At 75.0% G+C, this 19,685-nt stretch carries 16 protein-coding genes; 9 read left to right on the top strand and 7 right to left on the bottom strand.

Annotated elements, in window-relative coordinates:
- The first annotated feature begins 51 nt into the window (after positions 1-51).
- On the top strand, positions 52-1,662 hold the full coding sequence (locus AB0P35_RS09490) for a D-aminoacylase (protein WP_363508663.1): 1,611 nt from the start codon (positions 52-54) through the stop codon (positions 1,660-1,662).
- A gap of 67 nt (positions 1,663-1,729) precedes the next feature.
- Positions 1,730-2,425, top strand: a complete 696-nt coding sequence (gene eda, locus AB0P35_RS09485; RefSeq protein ID WP_363508660.1) for a bifunctional 4-hydroxy-2-oxoglutarate aldolase/2-dehydro-3-deoxy-phosphogluconate aldolase — start codon at positions 1,730-1,732, stop codon at positions 2,423-2,425.
- Here eda and cobM read toward each other — a convergent pair.
- The 4 genes from cobM to AB0P35_RS09465 form a co-directional block, all read right to left on the bottom strand.
- A complete protein-coding gene (gene cobM, locus AB0P35_RS09480; protein ID WP_095872113.1) occupies positions 2,380-3,141 on the bottom strand; it encodes a precorrin-4 C(11)-methyltransferase in 762 nt (253 codons plus the stop codon). The genes eda and cobM overlap by 46 nt on opposite strands.
- Entirely contained in the window at positions 3,138-4,397 is a 1,260-nt protein-coding gene (gene cbiE / locus AB0P35_RS09475; RefSeq protein WP_363508657.1) for a precorrin-6y C5,15-methyltransferase (decarboxylating) subunit CbiE, read from the bottom strand. Before cbiE ends, cobM begins: the two co-directional genes overlap by 4 nt.
- Before the next feature lie 120 nt (positions 4,398-4,517).
- Positions 4,518-5,888, bottom strand: a complete 1,371-nt coding sequence (locus AB0P35_RS09470; protein WP_363508654.1) for an ABC transporter substrate-binding protein — start codon at positions 5,886-5,888, stop codon at positions 4,518-4,520.
- Entirely contained in the window at positions 5,879-6,487 is a 609-nt protein-coding gene (locus AB0P35_RS09465) for a hypothetical protein (protein ID WP_257018945.1), read from the bottom strand. Before AB0P35_RS09465 ends, AB0P35_RS09470 begins: the two co-directional genes overlap by 10 nt.
- 214 nt (positions 6,488-6,701) lie before the next feature.
- Here AB0P35_RS09465 and AB0P35_RS09460 point away from each other — a divergent pair, with 214 nt between their 5' ends.
- From AB0P35_RS09460 to AB0P35_RS09440, 5 genes are all read left to right on the top strand, one after another.
- Positions 6,702-7,220 carry a hypothetical protein gene (locus tag AB0P35_RS09460; protein WP_363508651.1) on the top strand — a complete coding sequence of 173 codons (519 nt, stop codon included), beginning with the start codon at positions 6,702-6,704 and terminating at the stop codon, positions 7,218-7,220.
- Positions 7,217-9,130 carry an ABC transporter permease gene (locus tag AB0P35_RS09455; RefSeq protein WP_363508648.1) on the top strand — a complete coding sequence of 638 codons (1,914 nt, stop codon included), beginning with the start codon at positions 7,217-7,219 and terminating at the stop codon, positions 9,128-9,130. The genes AB0P35_RS09460 and AB0P35_RS09455 overlap by 4 nt, the downstream gene beginning before the upstream one ends.
- A 166-nt stretch (positions 9,131-9,296) precedes the next feature.
- On the top strand, positions 9,297-10,079 hold the full coding sequence (locus AB0P35_RS09450; protein ID WP_363508646.1) for an ABC transporter ATP-binding protein: 783 nt from the start codon (positions 9,297-9,299) through the stop codon (positions 10,077-10,079).
- Positions 10,076-10,732, top strand: coding sequence for an ATP-binding cassette domain-containing protein (locus AB0P35_RS09445; RefSeq protein ID WP_363508643.1), 657 nt, complete (start codon positions 10,076-10,078; stop codon positions 10,730-10,732). Before AB0P35_RS09450 ends, AB0P35_RS09445 begins: the two co-directional genes overlap by 4 nt.
- 43 nt (positions 10,733-10,775) lie before the next feature.
- Positions 10,776-11,045, top strand: a complete 270-nt coding sequence (locus tag AB0P35_RS09440; RefSeq protein ID WP_363508640.1) for a hypothetical protein — start codon at positions 10,776-10,778, stop codon at positions 11,043-11,045.
- 122 nt (positions 11,046-11,167) lie between these two features.
- On the opposite strand, the gene AB0P35_RS09435 is transcribed toward AB0P35_RS09440, so the two are convergent.
- Positions 11,168-12,652 (bottom strand): carboxyl transferase domain-containing protein, encoded by a 1,485-nt coding sequence (locus AB0P35_RS09435; RefSeq protein WP_363508637.1) that lies wholly within the window; start codon positions 12,650-12,652, stop codon positions 11,168-11,170.
- A 128-nt stretch (positions 12,653-12,780) separates the two neighbouring features.
- Positions 12,781-14,187, bottom strand: a complete 1,407-nt coding sequence (gene lpdA, locus AB0P35_RS09430; RefSeq protein ID WP_095872107.1) for a dihydrolipoyl dehydrogenase — start codon at positions 14,185-14,187, stop codon at positions 12,781-12,783.
- Positions 14,188-14,355: 168 nt separating this feature from the next.
- Here lpdA and AB0P35_RS09425 point away from each other — a divergent pair, with 168 nt between their 5' ends.
- Complete coding sequence (locus AB0P35_RS09425; protein WP_363508634.1) at positions 14,356-16,479, top strand: MMPL family transporter; 2,124 nt, start codon at positions 14,356-14,358, stop codon at positions 16,477-16,479.
- A gap of 111 nt (positions 16,480-16,590) precedes the next feature.
- On the opposite strand, the gene AB0P35_RS09420 is transcribed toward AB0P35_RS09425, so the two are convergent.
- Positions 16,591-18,213 carry an FAD-dependent monooxygenase gene (locus tag AB0P35_RS09420; RefSeq protein ID WP_363508631.1) on the bottom strand — a complete coding sequence of 541 codons (1,623 nt, stop codon included), beginning with the start codon at positions 18,211-18,213 and terminating at the stop codon, positions 16,591-16,593.
- Between the two features lie 326 nt (positions 18,214-18,539).
- Here AB0P35_RS09420 and AB0P35_RS09415 point away from each other — a divergent pair, with 326 nt between their 5' ends.
- Positions 18,540-19,637, top strand: coding sequence for a SchA/CurD-like domain-containing protein (locus AB0P35_RS09415; protein ID WP_095872104.1), 1,098 nt, complete (start codon positions 18,540-18,542; stop codon positions 19,635-19,637).
- The last annotated feature ends 48 nt before the right edge of the window (positions 19,638-19,685 follow it).

The following is a 19,685-nucleotide window of genomic DNA, read 5'->3' as shown; positions in this document are numbered from 1 at the left end:
GCGCAACGCATGTTGCAGATAACGCAACATCGCAGATGGAAGGTGGTTCGGGTGGCCGATCTGGTGTTCCGCGGCGCCACCGTCGTCGACGGCACCGGCGCACCGCGCCGACGCGCGGACGTCACCGTCACCGGCGGCCTGATCGACACCGTCGGCACCGCCGGCCGACGCCTGACCGCCCGCCGCACCGTCGACGCGGACGGCCTCGTCCTCGCCCCCGGCTTCGTCGACATGCACACCCACTCCGACCTGCGGCTGCTCGTCGAGCCCGGGCACCCCTCCCGGGTCACCCAGGGCGTCACCTGCGAGGTCCTCGGCCAGGACGGCCTCTCCTACGCACCCGTCGACGACACCACCCTCCCCGCGCTGCGCCGCCAGCTCGCCGGCTGGAACGGAGACCCCGAGGGCTTCGACTGGAACTGGCGCACCGTCGGCCAGTACCTCGACCGGCTCGACACCGGCACCGCCGTCAACACCTGCTACCTGGTGCCGCACGGCTCCGTCCGGATGCTCGCCATGGGCTGGGACGACCGCCCGCCGACCCCGGCCGAACTCGACCGGATGCGCGCCCTCGTCGCCCAGGGCCTGGACGAGGGCGCGGTCGGCCTCTCCAGCGGGCTCAGCTACCCGCCCGGCATGTACGCCGGCACCGCCGAACTCACCGCCCTCTGCGAGGTGGTCGCGGCCGCGGGCGGCTTCCACGCCCCGCACCAGCGCTCCTACGGCGCCGGCGCCCTGGAGGGCTACGCCGAGATGATCGCCGTCTCCCGGGCGTCCGGCTGCCCGCTCCACCTCACCCACGCGACCATGAACTTCGAGGTCAACCGCGGCCGGGCCGGCGAACTCCTCGCCCTGGTCGACCGGGCGCTCGCCGAGGGCCTCGACATCACCCTCGACAGCTACCCCTACCTCCCCGGCTCCACCACCCTCGCCGCCCTGCTGCCCGGCTGGGCCGCCGCCGGGGGACCGGACGCGACCCTCGCCCGGCTCGGCGACCCGGACACCCGCGAGCGCATCCGCACCGCCCTGGAGGAGACCGGCAGCGACGGCTGCCACGGTGTCACCGCCGACTGGACGACCGTCCAGATCTCCGGCGTCGGCGACCCGTCCCTCGGCGCCCTGGTCGGCCGCACCGTCGCCGAGATCGCCGCCGACCGCGGTACCACCGGCACCGAGGCCTGCCTCGACCTGCTGCGCACCGACCGCCTCGCCACCACGATCCTCCAGCACGTCGGCGACGAGGCCAACGTCCGCACCGTGATGCGCCACCCCGCGCACACCGTCGGCAGCGACGGCCTGCTCGTCGGCGACCGCCCGCACCCCCGCGCCTGGGGCACCTTCGCCCGCTACCTCGGCCACTACACCCGGGACGAGGGCGTCCTCACCCTGGAGGAGACGATCGCCCGGATGACCGGCCGCCCGGCCCGCCGCCTCCGCCTCCACCGGCGGGGCCTGGTCCGCCCCGGCCACCACGCCGACCTGGTGCTCCTCGACCCGGCGACCGTCCGCGACACCGCGACCTTCGACCACCCCCGCCGCCCGGCCACCGGCATCGAGCACGTCTGCGTCAACGGCACCGCCGTCCTCCGGGACGGCCGCCCCACCGGCGCCCTCCCCGGCCGCGCCCTGCGCCGCGGCCCGCACGGAGCCCGGGCCCGCTGACCCCGCCCGTACCCGCCCCGCCCACTTGTGTTCCGCCCCGCCCGGCCGACCGAGGAGCCCCGCACCCGTGACCACTCCCGCCGACCCCGCCGACTCCGCGGCCACCGCGCTGCGGGCCGCGCTCGCCGCCGGGCGGGTGATCGCCGTCGTCCGCGCACCGCGGATCCCGGACGCGGCCGAGCTGTGCGCGGCGCTCGCCGCCGGCGGCATCGATCGCGTCGAACTCACCTTCACGACGCCGGAGGTGACCGTCCATCTGCGGCGTGCGGCGGACGCCGGGCACCGGATCGGCGTCGGCACCGTGCTCACCGCCGATCAGGCCGACCGCGCGGTGGACGCCGGCGCCGGATTCCTGGTCACGCCCGGCTGCCGCCCCGAGGTCGCCGCCGCGGCCGAGCGGGCGGCCGTCCCGGTCGTGCTCGGCGCCCTCACCCCGACCGAGGTCGCCCGGGCCGTCGACCTGGGCGCCGCCGCCGTGAAGATCTTCCCGGCCCGCGCCTTCGGCCCCGGCTACTTCGCCGACCTGCGCGGCCCCTACCCCGACGTCCCCCTGGTCGCCTCCGGCGGCGTCAGCGCCGCCAACGCCGCCGCCTTCCTCGGCCACGGCGCCCTCGCCGTCTGCGCCGGCTCCGAGGTGGTCCCGCCGTCCGCCGTCGCCGCGGCCGACTGGCCCGACATCACCCGCCGCGCCCGCGCCTTCATGGCGGCCCTTCCCGCTCAGGCGCCGCAGGGCTCGTGGGGCCGGTCGCGTTCGGGCGAGTAGAGGTGGCTGTCGCGGAACTGCTCGGCGCCCAGCGTCCGGCCGACGAGGATGACGGCGGTCCGCAGGACGCCGGCGGCCTTCACCTGCCCGGCGATGTCGCCGAGGGTGCCGCGCAGGACGAGCTCGTCGGGGCGGCTGGCCATCGCGACGACGGCGGCCGGGCAGTCGGCGCCGTAGTGCGGCAGGAGCTCCTCGACGACGCTGTCCACGTAGCGGGCGGCGAGGTGCAGCACCAGCAGGGCGCCGCTGCGGCCCAGGGTGGCGAGGTCCTCGCCCTCGGGCATCGGGGTGGCCTGGCGGGCGACCCGGGTGAGGATCACGGTCTGACCGACCGTCGGCACGGTCAGTTCGCGCTTGAGCGCGGCCGCCGCCGCGGCGAAGGCGGGCACACCGGGCACCACCTCGTACGGGATGCCGAGGGCGTCGAGTCGCCGCATCTGCTCGGCGACGGCGCTGAACACCGACGGGTCGCCGGAGTGCAGCCGGGCCACGTCGTGGCCCTCCTCGTGGGCGCGGACGATCTCGGCGACGATCCGGTCCAGGTCCAGGTTGGCGGTGTCCACCAGCCGGGCGTCCGGCGGGCATTCGGCGAGCAGCTCGCGCGGCACCAGGCTGCCCGCGTACAGGCAGACCCCGCACGCGGCGAGCGTGCGCTGCCCGCGGACGGTGATCAGGTCGGCGGCGCCGGGGCCGGCCCCGATGAAGTGGACGGTCACTGCTGCTCCTCCCCGTCGGCCTCGACGGCCGCGGCGGTCTCGGACGGTTTGACGGCCGACCACTGGGTGACCGGCATGGCCTGCCGCCAGCCGGTGAACCCGCCGACCGGTACGGCGTGCGCGACGGCCAGCTTCACCAGGTCCCCGCCGCAGCGGCGGTACCACTGCGTCAGCAGCGCCTCGGACTCCAGCGTGACGGTGTTCGCGACCAGCCGGCCACCGGCGGGCAGCGCGTCCCAGCAGGCCTGCAGGAGGCCCGGTGCGGTGAGCCCGCCGCCGATGAACACGGCGTCCGGCACCGGCAGCCCGCCCAGCGCCTCCGGGGCCCGCCCGGTGACGACCTCCAGCCGCGGCACGCCGAGCGCGGCGGCGTTCCGCCGGATCCGCTCGGCCCGGACGGCGTCGCGCTCCACACTGACGGCCCGGCAGCTGCGGTGCGCCCGCAGCCACTCCACGGCGATCGAGCCGGAGCCGCCGCCGATGTCCCAGAGCAGCTCGCCGGCGGCGGGCGCGAGGGCGGCGAGCGTCGCCGCCCTGACATGGCGCTTGGTCAGCTGCCCGTCGTGCTCGAAGGCGTCGTCCGGCAGACCGGGGACGAGCTGCGCCCGCGGGCCGGCGCACTCCACGGCCAGGATGTTCAGCGGATCGCCCGCCGGGTGCGGCCAGTCCCCGGCGGTGCCGTCCAGCACCCGCTCGGCCGCCCCGCCGAGCTGTTCGAGCACCCGCAGCCGGCTGGCGCCGAAGCCGCGCTCGGCCAGCAGCGCGGCGACCTCGGCGGGCGTGCCGGCGCCGGGGCCGAGCACCAGCAGCCGCCGCCCGTTCGACAGCGCAGCGTTGAGGTTCGCGAGCGGCCGGCCGACCAGGCTGACCACCTCGGTGTCCTCCAGCGGCCAGCCGAGCCGGGCGCAGGCGTACGACACGGACGAGGGGTGCGGCAGCACCCGGAGCCGTTCGGCGCCGACCGTCTCGGCGAGGGCGCGGCCGATGCCGTAGAACATCGGGTCGCCGCTGGCGAGGACGCACAGGCTCCGCCCGCCGTGCTCTGCGAGCAGCCGCGGGACGGCGGGGCGCAGCGGCGAGGGCCAGGCCACCCGGGCGGCGGTGACCTCCGGCGGCAGCAGCTCCAACTGGCGCGGCCCGCCGAGGACGGTCGCCGCGGCGCGCAGGGCCTCCCGCGCGGTGGGCACGAGCCCGTCCCAGCCGTCCGCACCGACCCCGACAACGGTGATCACGGGCGCGGGCACGGCGGTGGCCAAGGCGACTCCTTGCAGCTCGGACGGGGCAGCGGCAGCCTACCGGCCGCTTCCCGCCCCGTCGCCGGCCGCAGGCCGAAGCCCGGCCCCGATCACCTGCGACGTTCGCCACACCGGGGCCGTTCACGGCCGGTACGGCAGCTGCGGGACGTCGTAGCAGTTGGTGTCCATGTCGGGCACCCGGGTGACCCAGCCGCCGTGGCCGGAGTTCGCGGAGTCCTCCCACTGGGCCGCGTTGAGGCAGGCGCGGAGCAGCCCGGTGGGCCGGGGGGTCGGGACGAAGGAGGCCGGCAGCAGCAGGCCGTGGGCGTCGTAGGGGGTCTCGCGGTTCATGTAGTCCTCGACGCACTGGCGGGTGAGGTCGGCGCCGCAGGAGTCCATCGCGTCGGTGAGCCACTGGGCTCCGGCCCAGCCCTCCAACTCCCACGCGGAGAGCAGCCCTTCGCGGCCCGGGTAGTACTTGGCCATCGCCGTCCGGAAGGCCTGGACGGCGGGGTAGCGGGTGTCCTCGTAGTTGAGGCTGGAGGAGGTCGCCCACAGCACCGACCGGCAGCCCGGGGAGTCCTTGTAGTCGGTGCCGACGGTCGCCGTCCAGTTCTGTACGTTCGTCACCTTGGCCTTGAGCCGCACCCCGGCGGCGTCCAGGGCCTGGCAGAGCGCGGCGTTGCCGCGGGTGTCCATGGCGTCGAAGAGCAGCTCGGTGCCGTCGGCCTTCATGGCCGCCGCGACCGCCTGGAAGCCGGGCAGTGCCAGGTCGACGGTCTGGTTGAGCACCCGGTACCCCTCGGCCTTCAGCCCTTCGGTCAACTGCCGGGCGTAGCGGGCCGAGTCCGCCTGGTCGTAGGCGACGACGGCGGCGCTGCGGGCGCCGAGCTTCTCCTTGAAGAAGCGGTAGACCTCGGTGCTCTGGTAGAGGGTGCCGTCCCAGCCGACGGACCGGCCGTCCCGCGGGGCGCTGCTGCCGTAGATGCCGTACAGGTGCGGCCACCGGTCGTAGGCGGTGTTGATCGGCTGGCCGCCGACGTCGGGCACGTCCTTGGAGCTCACGTACGGCGCACCGGAGTAGCCGAGGACGCTGCCGGAGACCAGGGCGAAGACCTGTTCCTTGTCGATCAGCTTGTGCACGCAGTCCTGGTTGCCGATGCCGCTTCCGCCGTCGTCGCAGGTGACGACCTGGACGGTCCGGCCGTGCACTCCGCCGGCGTCGTTCAGCGCCTTGAAGAAGGCGAGTGCGCCGTACCGCGGGCCGGCGAAGGTCTCCGAGCCGACCGGGCTGGTGAGGGAGGTGATGATTCCGATCTTGACGCTGCGGGCGTCCGCGCCGGTGTCGGTGGTGCGCCCGGTGCTGCCGGTCGGCGGTGCGCCGAAGGCGCTCTCCGGGAGCCGGCTGCCGCAGCCCGCGACGGTCAGCAGCAGCGCTGCGGAGGCCGCGAGCGCGGCGGTGCGGGCGGCCGCGGCGTGCCGGGCCGCCCGCCGGAGCCCGATCAGCTGCATCCCGGAATCGTCGTGCCGCCGGCCTGGGTCACCAGGCCGCACAGGGTGCTGGTCGACACCTTCCAGGTGCCGTTGTCCAGCACGGCCTGTCCGCTCGCGGCCGGTTCGACCGTCTGGCCCTGCAGCGTCAGCGTGTACGTCACCGTCGCGGCCGAGTCGGAGGTGAACTGGACGTCGGTCACCGTGGCCTTGACCTGGCCGACCCGCGGGTCGTTGGCGAAGCCCTGCAGGGCGGGGGCGAGCGCCTCGCCGTTCTGCAGCAGGGCCGCCTTGTCGGCGATCGGCGTCGCCGGGTCGAAGAACTTCTCCCAGTTGGTCTTGATCGCCGTCTTGGCGGCCTCGGCGTCGGCCGGTGCCGTGCCGCCGCCCGACGCGGACGCGCTCGCGGTCGAGGCCGGTGCCGAGGGCGAGGGCGAGGAGGATCCGGAGGAACTGCTGCTGCTGCAGGCCGCCGCGAACAGCAGGGCCAGAACGGCCAGGACCGCCGCCGCCAGCCGGCCGGCCGCTCGGGCCGGACCGGCTGTGCGGGTACGGCCGTCCGGGTGGGCGGCGGGGCCGGGGGCGGCCTCGTGAATCGACTCGCCAGGGTTGTTGCGCATGGGTTGCTCACCGCGTTCTTCCCGACCTCCGGGCCGCCCTCCCGCCGGTGGCCCCGGTCGCTCGTGTCGTGGCTGCTCTGGGTCGGTCTTCGGTCCGTGCTGCGGCGCGAAGTGCCGCAAGTGACACTATGAAGGCCGATCGGCGGACGAACCGCAAGAGGAGCTGACAGAACAGTAGAATACCGAGAAATCTGGACAGTACGGAGAAATCTGGATGAACCGGATTCCCCGGCCGAGTGCCGCCGGGCTGCTGCGGGCGCTGCGCGAGTGGCCCGGCTGGTTCACGCTCGCGGCCGGCGCCGTGCTCTGCGTCCTCGGCTGGTACGGCGTGTCCGGGGAGGAGATCGCGGCCCGTCAGCTGCCCTACATCGCCTCGGCCACCGCCCCCGGCGCGGCCCTGATGGTCGCGGGCGCCGTGCTCATCGCCGTCCGCCGCCCCGGCGCCGGCCTCGGCGACCCGGCCGACCGCCGACTCGACCAGCTCTACGCGCTGCTGGTGACCGAGGCCCCCGCCGCCGCAGCCGACGAGGGCGAGTCCGGACCGCCCGTCGGCCTGCCCGACGGCACCCTCTACCACCGGCGGGACTGCCCCCTGGTGGCCGGCAAGACCGGCGCCGAACCACTGGACGCCCGGGCCGTCCGGGAACGCGGCCTCAGCCCCTGCCCGGTCTGCGACCCCGAGCCGCCCGCCACCCCGGGCCCCGCCCCGGACCCAGGGGCCCCGGCCGGGTGAGCGACAGCCTCGGCCTCACCGCCGACCTCGCCCTCGCCGGCCTCTCGGTCGGCAGCGCCGCCGCGCTCAGCGGCGTCGGCCTGGTGGTCACCCACCGCGCCACCGGCGTCCTCAACCTCGCCCAGGGCGCACAGGCCGTCGCCACCGCCTACCTGCTGCGCGAACTCGTCGTCGTCCGCGGCTGGCCGCTCTTCCCCGCCGCCGCCTTCTGCCTGCTGGTCGCCGCCCCGGCCTTCGGCGTCCTGCTCGACGCCGCCGTCTTCCGCCCGCTGCAGCGCCGCGGCGCCGGGGCAGGCGAGACGATGGTCGCCGGCATCGGCGTCTTCGTCCTGCTCATCGGCACCGTCATCCTGCTCTGGGGCACCGCCCCGTTCGCCGACGCCCCCGCGCTCGTCCGGCCGGAGCACCTCGCCGACCTCGGCGGCCACGTCCTGCGCCTGGACACCGCCGTCCAACTGGCCGTACTGCTCGCCGTCGCCGGCGGCGTCGGACTCGTCACCCGCTACACGGCCTTCGGCACGCGGCTGCGCGCCGTCGTCGACAACCGCGGCCTCGCCGAACTCGCCGCCATCGACGCCGACCGGATCTCCGCCACCGGCTGGGCCTTCGGCTCCTTCACCGCCGGACTCGTCGGCATCCTGCTCGCCCCCTCCCTGCTGCTCGACCCGTACGGCCTGCCGCTGCTCGTCATGGAGACCATGGCCGTGGCGGTCGCCGCCCGGCTGCGCAGCCTGCCGGTGGCCGTCGTCACCGGCCTGGCGCTGGGCGTCGCGCAGAGCGAACTCACCAGGCTGCGCCCGGCCGGCCAACTCCTGCCGCTCGCCCAGGCCGTCCAGGCCAACCTGTTCACCGTCGCGCTGCTCGTCGCCGCCCTGCTGCCCTGGCGCGGCGCCGTGGACGACACCGGACTCGCCCCGGCCGGCGCACCCCGGATCGAACGCGGCGCGGCCGCCGTGAAAGCGGTCTGCACGGTGCTCCTGCTGCTGCCGCTCGGCTTCCGCAACGACGACCTGCGGCACGCCCTCGCCGTGCCCGCGCTCGCCCTGGTCCTGCTCTCCGTCGTCGTGGTCACCGGCTACGGCGGGCAGATCTCGCTCGGCCAGGCCGGGTACGCGGGCCTCGGCGCACTCGGCACGGCCCTGCTCATGTCCGGCCGGGTACCGGGAGTGCCACCACTGCCGGCCGTCCCCGCCCTGCTGCTGGCCGTCGCCGTCACCGTCCCGCTCGGCGTGCTCACCGGATGGCCCGCCATCCGCCGCCGCGGCCTCGCACTCGCCCTGGTCACCTTCGCGGTCGGCACCGCGCTCAGCCGCCTCGTCTTCAACCAGCCGTACGCGACCACCGGCCTGACCGTCGACCGCCCGCAGTTCCTCGCCGGCGACGGCGCCTTCTACACCGCCGAACTCGTCCTGCTCGGACTCGGCCTGCTGCTGGTCCGCAACCTGCACCGCGGCCGGCTCGGCCGGGCCCTCACCGCGATGCGCGACCACCAGGCCGGCGCCTCGGCCGCCGGGGTGGACGTGCCCCGGCTCAAACTCCTGGTCTTCATGGCCGGCGCCGGACTCGCCGCCCTCGGCGGCGGCCTGATGACCCTCGCCGGACGCGCCTTCTCCGCCACCGCCTTCGACCCGATCCAGGGCCTGCTCTGGTTCGCCACCGTCGTGGTGGCCGGGGCGGACAGCGCGGTCGGCGCCGTCTTCGCCGCCGCCCTGCTGATCGGCCTCGACACCGGCACCGTCCCCGGCATCTCCGCCGTCGTGGTCGGCGGCCTCGCCACCGCCCTCGGCCGCATGCCCGGCGGCCTGGCCGGCCTCGCCCGCCGCCTCACCGCCCGCCCCGCCCCCACCCCACCCCGCCTCACCCCCCTCGGCGAATCCCTCCGCCACCACCTCACGGACCACCCGAGATGACCCCCGACCACCTGCACCCCCAGGGACGGGGGGAACTGCGCAATCCGGGTCGGGTCCGCCGTGCGCTGAGGGCCGACCCCGAACAGGGGCGTGGGGAACTGCGCGCTCCGGCAGGGCGCCACCCGCATCGCGCCTCCCGCGCTCACCCGCACCCCCGGGCACCGCGATGACGGCCACCCCCGAAGCCCCCGGCCTCACCGCCCACGGCCTCGTCCGCCGTTTCGGCGGTATCGCCGCCGTCGACGGAGTCGACCTCACGGTGCTCCCGGGGCGGATCACCGCACTGGTGGGCCCCAACGGCGCCGGCAAGAGCACCCTCTTCGACTGTCTGAGCGGCGTGGCCCGTCCCGACGCAGGCCGCGTCCTCCTCGCGGGTCGTGACGTCACCCGCCTGCCGGACCATGCCCGGGCCCGTCTCGGCCTCGCCCGTACCTTCCAGCAGATCGCCGTCTTCCCCGGTCTGACGGTCGGCGAGAACGCCCGCCTGGGGGCCGAGCAGGGCCGCGGCGGTACCGTCCGCGGTCTGCTGGGTCTGCCGGCCCCCGGTGCCCCGGCGGTCCGGGAGGCCACCGACCGGGCGCTGCGGCTGTTCGGCCTGGACGCCGTCCGGGACTGGCCCGCCGACCGGTTGCCGACCGGTGCGCTGCGGCTGCTGGAGCTGGCCCGGGCGTTCGCCTCGTCCCCCCACGTGCTGTTGCTGGACGAGCCGGCCGCCGGTCTGGACCTGGCACAGACCGCCCGTCTGGGCTCGGTGCTGCGGGCGCTCGCGGCCGAGGGGGTCGCGCTGCTGCTGGTGGAGCACGACGTCGAGCTGGTGGCGCGGCTCGCCGACACGGTCTGCGTGATGGCCCAGGGGCGGGTGCTGCTGAGCGGCCCGACGGCGGCCGTGCTGGCCGACCCGCGGGTGGCCGGCGCCTGGGGCGAGGCCGTGGGGGAGGCGGGGTCGTGACCGTCGAGGCGGAGCTGCGTGCGGTCCGGGTCCGCCACGGGCTGCTGGAGGCGCTGCACGGCGTGGACCTGGCGTGTCCGGCCGGCCGGGTGACCGTCCTGCTCGGCCGTAACGGCGCCGGGCGGACGACCGCCCTGAACGCCCTGGCCGGCGTGGTGCGTCCGGCGGCGGGCAGGGTGCTCTGGGCGGGCCGGGACGTCACCGGCCTTTCGGCGTTCCGGCGGGCCCGGCTGGGCCTGGCTCTGGTACCGGCCGAGCAGGCGGTGTTCCCGTCGCTCACCGTGGCGGAGAACCTCGGTGCGGACGCTCCCGGTATCGACGCGTTCTTCCCCGAGTTGCGGCCGCTGATGGCCCGGCGGGCGGGCACCCTGTCGGGCGGCCAGCAGCAGATGGTGGCGCTGGGCCGGGCGCTGCTGGCCCGTCCGCGGCTGCTGCTGCTGGACGAGCCGGACCGCGGGCTGGCCCCGGCGGTGGTCGCCCGCCTGCACCGGCTGCTGCTGGAGTCGGCGGCGGCGGGGGGCACGGTGGTGCTGGCGGCGCAGTCGCTGCCCGTCACGCTGGCGGGTGCGGGGGTGGTGCATGTGCTGCGGCGCGGACGGGTGGTGTTCAGCGGGGAGCCGGGCGAGCTCCTGTCCGGTCCGATCGGCGGATAAGCTGACCAGGAGACAGCACAGGTCTCGACGACGGGGGTTGACGATGGGAATCCTGGACGGCATCGGGCGGCTGCTGGCCGACGCGGAACTCGCCGATCTGGCGAGTGAGCTGGAGGCGCTGGCCAACGAGGTCAACAAGATCGCTCAGGACCTGGAGCGGGCCCGGCACTCGGTGCACTGGACGGGCGCCGCCGGGGAGGCCTTCCAGACGCACGCCGAGAAGCGGATCAAGGACCTGCACGGCGTCGTCGGCGAGCTCGAGGGAGCTGCCTCCGCCTCCAAGGCGGTCGCCTCCCTCGGCGGCCTGCTCTGATCCGTACCCGGCCCGATCCGACCCGCTGACCACAGCGGTCCTCAGCCCTCCCACCGATCGGCCAGCCGCCGGCCGCCCAGCCGCCGGCCGCCTTACCGCCGGCCGCCCAGCCGCCGGCCGCCTTACCGCCGGTCGCCCAGCCGCCGGTTGCGGGCCGCCCGCGCCGTCAGCCGCCGCTCGACCGGGACGGCGACCAGTGCCCCAAGCGCCAGGGCGATCGCCCGCCCCACCCGGGCGCCGAAGGGCGCGGGCTCGTCGGCCGCGTCCGGATGCTCGGCGACGACTTCGTCGACCAGGCCGACCGCGGCCAGGTCGTAGGCGCCGATCCCCTGGGCGCGGGCCAGTTCGGCGGCGTGCCCGCCGTCCCGGTGGACGATCGCCGAGGCGCCCTCCGGCGGCAGCGGGGCCAGCCAGGCGTGCTCGGCGGCGATCACCCGGTCCGCGGGCAGCAGCGCCAGTGCCCCGCCGCCGGAGCCCTGGCCGAGCAGCACCGCGAGGACCGGCGTGCTCAGCGCGGTCAGCGTGCTGAGGCAGTGCGCGATCTCGACGGCGATGCCGTCGAGTTCGGCCTGCACGGAGAGTTCGGCGCCGGCCGTGTCGACGACCGTGACCAGCGGCAGCCCGAGCTGCTGGGCGGTGCGCGCGGTGCGCCGGACGGCCCGCAGGTCGGCCGCGGTGAACGGGCGGTCGCCGCCGCGCTGCTGCCCGACCACGACGGCCGGGCTGCCGCCGAACACGGCCAGCGCCCGCAGCAGCGCGCCGCCCTCGCCGCCGGGCGCGCCCAGCAGCACGTACTCGTCGGCCGCGGCGTCCAGCAGCTCGCGGGTGCCGGGCCGGTCCGGGCGGCGGGTGCGCCGGACGGAGTCCCAGGCGTCGGCGGTGGTGCCGACCGGCGGCCCGCCGGCCGGGCGGGGCTGGCGGACGGGCGCCGCGCCGAGCACCGACAGCACCCGGAGCAGGTGTCCGCGCAGCTCCTCCGGCGGCAGTACGGCGTCGACCAGGCCGCGGGCGGCCAGCGTCTCGGACCGCTGCACCCCGGGCGGCAGCCGGACGCCGCGCAGCTCCTCGTAGACCCGCGGGCCGAGGAAGCCGAGCCGGGCGCCGGGTTCGGCGGCGACGACGTGGCCGAGCGTGCCCCAGGAGGCGAACACCCCGCCCATGGTGGGATTGCGCAGATAGGTGAGGTAGGGCAGACCGGCGGCCTGGTGGGCCTGGACGGCCGCGGTGACCCGGACCATGCACAGGAAGGCGGCCGAGCCCTCCTGCATCCGGGTGCCGCCGGAGACCGGCAGGGCGAGCACCGGGAGGCGTTCGACGGTGGCGCGCTCCAGCGCGCGGGTGATCCGCTCGGCGGTGGCCACGCCGATCGAGCCGCCGAGGAAGCCGAACTCGGAGGCGATCAGCACCACCGGGACACCGTCCACCAGCGCCCGGCCGGTGGTGACGGCCTCGTCCAGGCCGGTGCGCGCCGCGGCCTTCGCCAGGGACGCCGCGTAGCCGTCGTCGGCCCCCGGGTGCGTCACCGGCTCGTCCCAGCAGTGGAAGCCGCCCGGGTCGGCCAGCAGCCCGATCAGCTCGCCGGCGCTCAGACCCCGTTCCTCGCCCACGCGCACCCCCGTGTCCCGCGGGCGCCGCCGGCACCCGTCGGGGCCCAGGGTACGGGCTGCGGCAGCGGCCGGCGGTGGCGGCCCGTGGGGCCGTCACCGCCGGCCGCGGAGAGTGCCGCGGCGGGCGATCAGAAGTTGATCATGTGCCCGGCGAGGCCGTGCACGGCCTCCTTGACGGCCTCGCCCAGCGTCGGGTGGGCGTGCACGTTGCGGGCGACCTCGTGCACCGTCAGGTCCCACTGCTGGGCCAGCGTCAGCTCCGGCAGCAGCTCGGTGACCTCGGGGCCGATCAGGTGCGCGCCGAGCAGCTCGCCGTGCTTCTGGTCGCTGATCAGCTTGACGAAGCCGGCCGCGTCGCCGAGGCCGTGCGCCTTGCCGTTCGCGGTGAAGGGGAACTTCACCACCTTGACGTCGTAGCCCTGCTCGCGGGCCTGCGCCTCCGTCCAGCCGAAGCTGGCGATCTGCGGCTGGCAGTAGGTGGCGCGCGGGATCATCACGAAGTCGAGCTCCATGGTCTCCGCACCGGCGATGGTCTCCGCCGCGATGACACCCATCGACTCGGCCGCGTGCGCCAGCATCAGCTTCGCCGTGACATCACCGATCGCGTAGATGTGCGGGACGTTGGTGCGGCTGCGGCCGTCCACCGCGATCGCGCCACGCTCGGTGAGCTTCACCCCGGTGACCTCCAGGCCGTAGCCCTGGGTGCGTGGCGCGAAGCCGATCGCCTGGAGCACCTTGTCGGCCTCCAGGACCTTCTGCGCGCCGTTCTGGGTGACGGTCACCCGCACCTTGGCGTTCGGGTCGGAGTCGTCGATCGCGTCGACCCGGGTGGAGGTCAGCACCTCGACGCCGAGCCGCTTGTACCGCTTCGCCAGCTCCGCCGAGACGTCCGCGTCCTCCAGCGGCACCATCCGGTCCAGGAACTCGACGATCGTCACCTTCACGCCGTAGTTGTGCAGCACGTACGCGAACTCGACGCCGATCGCGCCGGCGCCCGCGATGATGACGCTCTCCGGCAGGGTGTCGCTGAGGATCTGCTCCTCGTAGGTCACCACCCGGTCGCTCAGCGAGGTGCCCGGCAGCAGCCGCGTGGTGGCGCCCGCCGCGATGATGCAGTGGTCGAACGTCACCGTCTCGACGCCGCCCGCGCTCAGCGAGACCTGCAGGGTGTGGTCGTCGACGAAGGTGCCCCAGCCGTCGAACTCGGTGATGCCGTTCTTCTTCGTCAGGTAGTGGATGCCCGCCACCCGGCCCTCCGCGACCTTGCGGCTGCGCAGGAACGCCTCGCGGTAGTCGAAGCTGACGCTGCCCTCGACCTTGATGCCGAAGGTCTTGGCCTCCTTGGTGAAGATGTGCGCCAGCTCGGCGTTGCGCAGCAGCGCCTTCGAGGGGATGCAGCCGACGTTCAGGCAGACGCCGCCCCAGTACTTGGTCTCGATGACCGCCGTGCGAAGTCCGAGCTGCGCGGACCGGACCGCGGCGGTGTAGCCGCCCGGGCCGGCACCCAGGACCACGACGTCGAAGTGTGAGCTCATGAGCCACACGATAGACCCCGCCGACGCTCGGCGGGCGGGCCGGTGGCGGCCGCCCGATCCGTCACCGACCGCCCTCCGGTGGCATGCTGGGAGAGGCCGTGCGCCCCGCCGGACGGCGGCACCGGAGCGGCCGTAGGGAGCAGCCGAGGGCCCGCAAGGGGGTACCCGATGAGCCCGTCCGCGAGGCTTGCCGCACTGCCGTGCGGCCGGCGCACCAAGTGGGTCGTGCTGGTGTTCTGGCTGGCACTGCTGGTCGTCGCCGTGCCGCTGGCCGGCAAGCTCACCGACGCGGAGGACAACCAGGCCAGCAGCTGGCTGCCGGGCAACGCCGAGTCCACGCAGGTGCTGAACGCCCAGCGCGCCTTCTTCCCCGTCGAGACCGCCCAGGCCGTGGTCGTGTACGAACGCGACAGCGGCATCACCCCGGCCGACAAGGCCGCGGCGGTCAGGGACGCCGCCGCCTTCGCCGACGCCCCGCACGTGGCCGGTCTCGTGGTCGGCCCCCAGGTCTCCGCCGACGGCAAGGCCATGCAGACCGTGGTGCCCGTCGACATCGGCACCAACGGCTGGAAGGACCTGCAGCCCGCCGTCGACAGCATGCGTGCCACCGCCGCCGCGAACAGCGACGGCATGGCCACCCACGTCACCGGCCCGGCCGGCGTCGGCGCCGACCAGTCCGAGGCCTTCGCCGGCATCGACAGCACCCTGCTGTTCGCCACCGTCACCGTGGTGATCGTGCTGCTGCTGCTCACCTACCGCAGCCCGGTCCTGTGGCTGCTGCCGCTGCTCTCGGCGGCCGCCGCGCTGATCGTCGCCGAGGCCGTGATCTACGTGCTGGCCGCGCACGCCGGCCTGACCGTCAACGCGCAGAGCGCCGGCATCCTGATCGTCCTGGTGCTCGGCGCCGGCACCGACTACGCCCTGCTGCTCACCGCCCGTTACCGGGAGGAGCTGCGCAGACACGAGGACCGGCACGAGGCGATGGCCTTCGCCCTGCACCGGGCCGGCCCCGCCATCCTGGCCAGCTCGGTGACGGTGGTCGCCTCCATGCTGTGCCTGCTGGTCGCCGAGATGAACTCCACCCGCGGCCTCGGCCCGGTCTGCGCGATCGGCGTGCTGGTCGCCCTGGCCGCCATGCTCACCCTGCTGCCGGCCGCCCTGGTGATCGTCGGCCGCTGGGTGTTCTGGCCGGTCCGCCCGGCGTACGGCACCCCGGAACCCACCCGGACGGGCCGCTGGGCGCACATCGGCGCCTGGATCGGCCGCCGCCCCCGGGAGGTCTGGACGGGCACCGCACTGGTCCTCGCCATCTGCAGCATCGGCCTGGTCTCCCTGAACGCCACCGGGCTCTCCACCGCCGGCACCTTCACCGGCAAGCCGGACTCGGTGGTCGGCCAGCAGGTCCTCGCCGAGCACTTCCCCGGCGGTACCGGAGCACCGCTCACCATCGTGAGCACCGCCGCCTCCGGCGAGCGCGTCCGGGTCGTCGCCACCTCCACCGAGGGCGTCTCCGGCGCCACCCCGGTGGTCGACAGGAACGGGCAGGCGCTGTTCCAGGCCACCCTCACCGACCCGCCGGACAGCCAGGCCGCCAAGGACACCGTCGACCGGGTCCGGGCCAACGTGCATGCGCTGCCGGAGGCCGACGCCCAGGTCGGCGGCAACACCGCGGTCATCCTCGACGCCGGCCGCGCCGCCGGGAACGACAACCGCATGATCATCCCGATCGTGCTGGTCGTCGTCCTGGCCGTCCTCGCGCTGCTGCTGCGCGCCGTCGTCGCCCCGCTGGTGTTGATCGCCACCGTGGTGCTCTCCTACACCGCCGCGCTCGGCATCAGCGCCTTCGTCTTCACGCACGGCTTCCACTTCGAGGGCGAGGACAACGCCTTCCCGCTGTTCGTCTTCGTCTTCCTGGTGGCGCTCGGCATCGACTACAACATCTTCCTGATGACCCGCGTCCGGGAGGAGTCGCTGCACCGCGGCACCCGGGCCGGCGCGGTCGTCGGCCTGGCCGCCACCGGCGGCGTCATCACCTCGGCCGGCCTGATCCTCGCCGCCACCTTCGGGGTGCTCGGCACCCTGCCGGTCGTGGGCTTCGCCGAGATCGGCTTCGCGGTCGCCCTCGGCGTCCTGCTGGACACCCTCGTCGTCCGCTCCGTCCTCGTCACCGCCCTCACCATGGACCTCGACCGCCACATGTGGTGGCCCAGCGCCCTCAGCCGCAGACCGACACCCGAGGCGGACGGGACACCGGTGGGAGCGCGGGGAACTGCGCAACCCGGAAGCGGCTGACCTCACGAACCAGGGCTCGCCCCAATTCTGAACGGTGGCCCGCTCCCGGACTGCGCAGTTGTCCCCCAGCCTTCGGCCGGGAGGTGCCCCCACGCGCCCCTCGTACGACCGTTACTCCAGGCAGAGGACCTCGCGCAGCACCGCCGTCAACACGGCCTCCGGGTCGCGGGCCGGCCCGGTCGAGCGCCACGCCACGAACCCGTCGGGGCGCACCAGCACCGCACCGTCCGCCCCGACGCCGTACGTCGCGGCCCAGTCGGCGCCCTCCTCGGGCTCCAACTCCTGCTCGGCGCCGACCCGGTAGCCCGTGAGCGGGACACCGAGCCGCTTCGCTGCCAGCTCGCCCGCCTCGTGCCAGGCGTCCGCGGCCGGCCCGGCCAGCAGCACCGGCACCGTCTCGAACAGGTCCAGCGTGGAGACCCGTACCCCGGCCCGGCGCACCCAGACGTGCGGCGCGCGGCTGCCCGGGGTGCCGTCCGCTGCGAGCCTGTCCGGCACCGCCGGGCCGTCCGCGTCCGCGCCGACCACCGCGCCCAGCGGGTACTGGTAGCCCAGCACCACCGACAGCACGTTGCTCTGCCGCCCGGAGCCCGGCGTCACGTCGTACCCCGGGTGCTTGTGCTCGGCGGAACGGGCCGTCGCCCGGGCGCTGGTCGCCTCCGCGACCGGCCGGCGCTCCCGCCCGTACGACTCCAGCAGCCGCGGCCCGGCCCAGCCGCCGAGCACCGCCGCGAGCTTCCACGCCAGGTTGTGCGCGTCCTGGATGCCCGTGTTGGAGCCGAACGCGCCGGTCGGCGACATCTCGTGCGCCGAGTCGCCGGCCAGGAACACCCGGCCCACCGAGTACCGCTCCGCCACCCGCTGCGCCGCGTGCCACGGCGCCCGGCCGGTGACCTCCACGTCCAGGTCCGGCACACCGGCCGCCGCGCGGATCGCGGCGGCGCACCGCGCGTCGGTGAACTCCTCCAGCGCCTCGCCGTTCTCCGGGTGCCACGGCGCGTGGAACACCCAGTGCTCCCGGTTGTCCACCGGCAGCAGCGCACCGGCGCCCCGAGGGTCGGTCAGATAGCAGGCGATGAAGCGCCGTTCGCCCACCACGTCGGCCATCCCCTTCGAGCGGAAGGTGATGCTCACGTTGTGGAACAGGTCGCCCGGACCGGTCTGACCGATCCCCAGCTTCTCGCGGATCGGGCTGCGCGGGCCGTCCGCCGCCACCAGGTACTGCGCCCGGACGGTCTCCTCCGCTCCCGTCTCCCGGTTGCGGATCAGCGCCGTCACCCCGTCGGCGTCCTGCTCGAAGGAGACCAGCTGCGTCCCGAACCGGATGTCACCGGTCAGCCGCCGCGCGTACTCCAGCAGCACCGGCTCCAGGTCGTTCTGGCTGCACAGGCACCACCCGGTCGGGCTGAACTTCTTCAGCGCGCCGCCCGGGTCGATCTCCTTGAACAGCCACTCCTGGTCGTCCCCGGAGAGGGTGTCGGCCTGCAGGATGCCGTGGTTCTCGGCCAGCACCGAGGCGGCCTCCTTGACGGCGGACTCCACGCCCGCCACCCGGAACAGCTCCATCGTCCGCACGTTGTTGCCGCGCCCGCGCGGGTGGTGCGAGGTGGCCGCGTGCTTCTCCACCAGTAGGTGCGGCACCCCCAGCCTTCCCAGGAACAGCGAGGTGGACAGCCCCACCAGGGAGCCGCCCACGATCAGGACGGGCAGCCGGCCGTCGGCGGTTGGGTTCATCTGTGACTCCAGTCGTTCGAAGGGCCCGACCTCCAATGTCCCTGTCATTGCTCCGTGCCCGCGCGGCCGGTTGCGCCCAAGGCCGCGCCTTTTCGCTCGGATGGGTTCCTGCCCTCGCACGATCGGTGACGGACCGCCACGATCGAGCTCAGTCCACGTGACCGGACCATGCCCGGCCCGCTGTCGCCGACACCGGGCCGGGCGAGCGACCACCGGCCGAAGCCCGCACCCCCGGGGCCGTCGGACGATCCCCCACACCCGCCGCCCCGGCCGCCGCTGCACCGCGGCCGCGCGACGACCCGTTTCCTTCGAGCAGACGAGTGATGATGACGACTCTCACCGAACCCATGACCGACACCCACCCTGCCGCCCTCGCCGTCCCCCGCCTGCGCGTCGTCCTCATGTGCGACGTCATGGACGGTGCCCAGGACCGCTTCCTGACGGCCTATGAGCAGCTGCGCCACCAGGTCGCCGCCGTGCCCGGCCACGTCAGCGACCAGCTCTGCCAGTCCATCGAGGACCCGTCCCAGTGGCTCATCACCAGCGAGTGGGAGAGCGCCCAGCCCTTCCTCTCCTGGGTCGACAGCGAGGCCCACCGCGAGATGGTCAAGCCGCTGCACGGCTGCGTCCGCGACACCCGCTCGCTGCGCTTCAGCATCATGCGGGAGACCGCCGGCGACCACACCTACGACTTCGCCGCGCCCGTCTCCGACGGCATCGTCCGACACGCCCTCACCTTCACGGTGAAGCCCGGCACCGAGCAGAAGGTCGCCGGGATCCTGGCCGGCTACACCTCGCCCAAGGCACAGGTGGACGAGCGCACCCGGCTGCTGCGCACCTCGCTCTTCATGCAGGGCAACCGGGTCGTCCGCGCGGTCGAGGTGGCCGGCGACCTCGGCGCCGCACTGCGGCACGTCGCCCAGCAGCCCGAGGTCCGGGCCGTCGAGGAGGCCATCAACCCCTTCCTCGAGGAGGCCCGCGACCTCGGCAACCCGGAGTCCGCCCGCGCCTTCTTCATGCGTGCCGCGCTGCCCGCCGTGCACCGCGTCGCCGCCCCCGACGCGCCGGCCGCGCCCGTCCGCCGCTACGCGCTGCGCTACCCGGTGAAGACCGGCTGCGGCAGCTCGGTCGTCGGTCTGTTGGCCCGTCAGGACCGTCAGGTCGTCGAGGAGGGCTCGCCGCTCGTCGCGAGCACGCTCTTCCACCGTGACGACGTCGTCGTCCGCGTCATCGACTTCGCCGGGCCGGCCGACGCCGACCCCACGACCGCCCTCGGCATCGCCGGCCCGCGCGCCGCCGGCGTGCTCGCCCGCCTCCTGGAGCTCGACGAGCACCACGACCTGCGCACCGCCTCGGGCATCGGCCGCTTCCTCACCGACTGCACCATGCAGCCGGTCACCGACCGCTCCTCCCAGGACGCCTGAGCACCGTCCAGCCCCGAGGCGGCGAACGCCCCTCGACCCCCGTCCCAG

It is taken from the genome of Kitasatospora sp. NPDC085879 (assembly GCF_040686255.1).
GTDB lineage: Bacteria > Actinomycetota > Actinomycetes > Streptomycetales > Streptomycetaceae > Kitasatospora.
The sequence above is the reverse complement of the archived record's forward strand: the minus strand, read 5'-3'. Positions and strand labels throughout refer to the sequence as shown.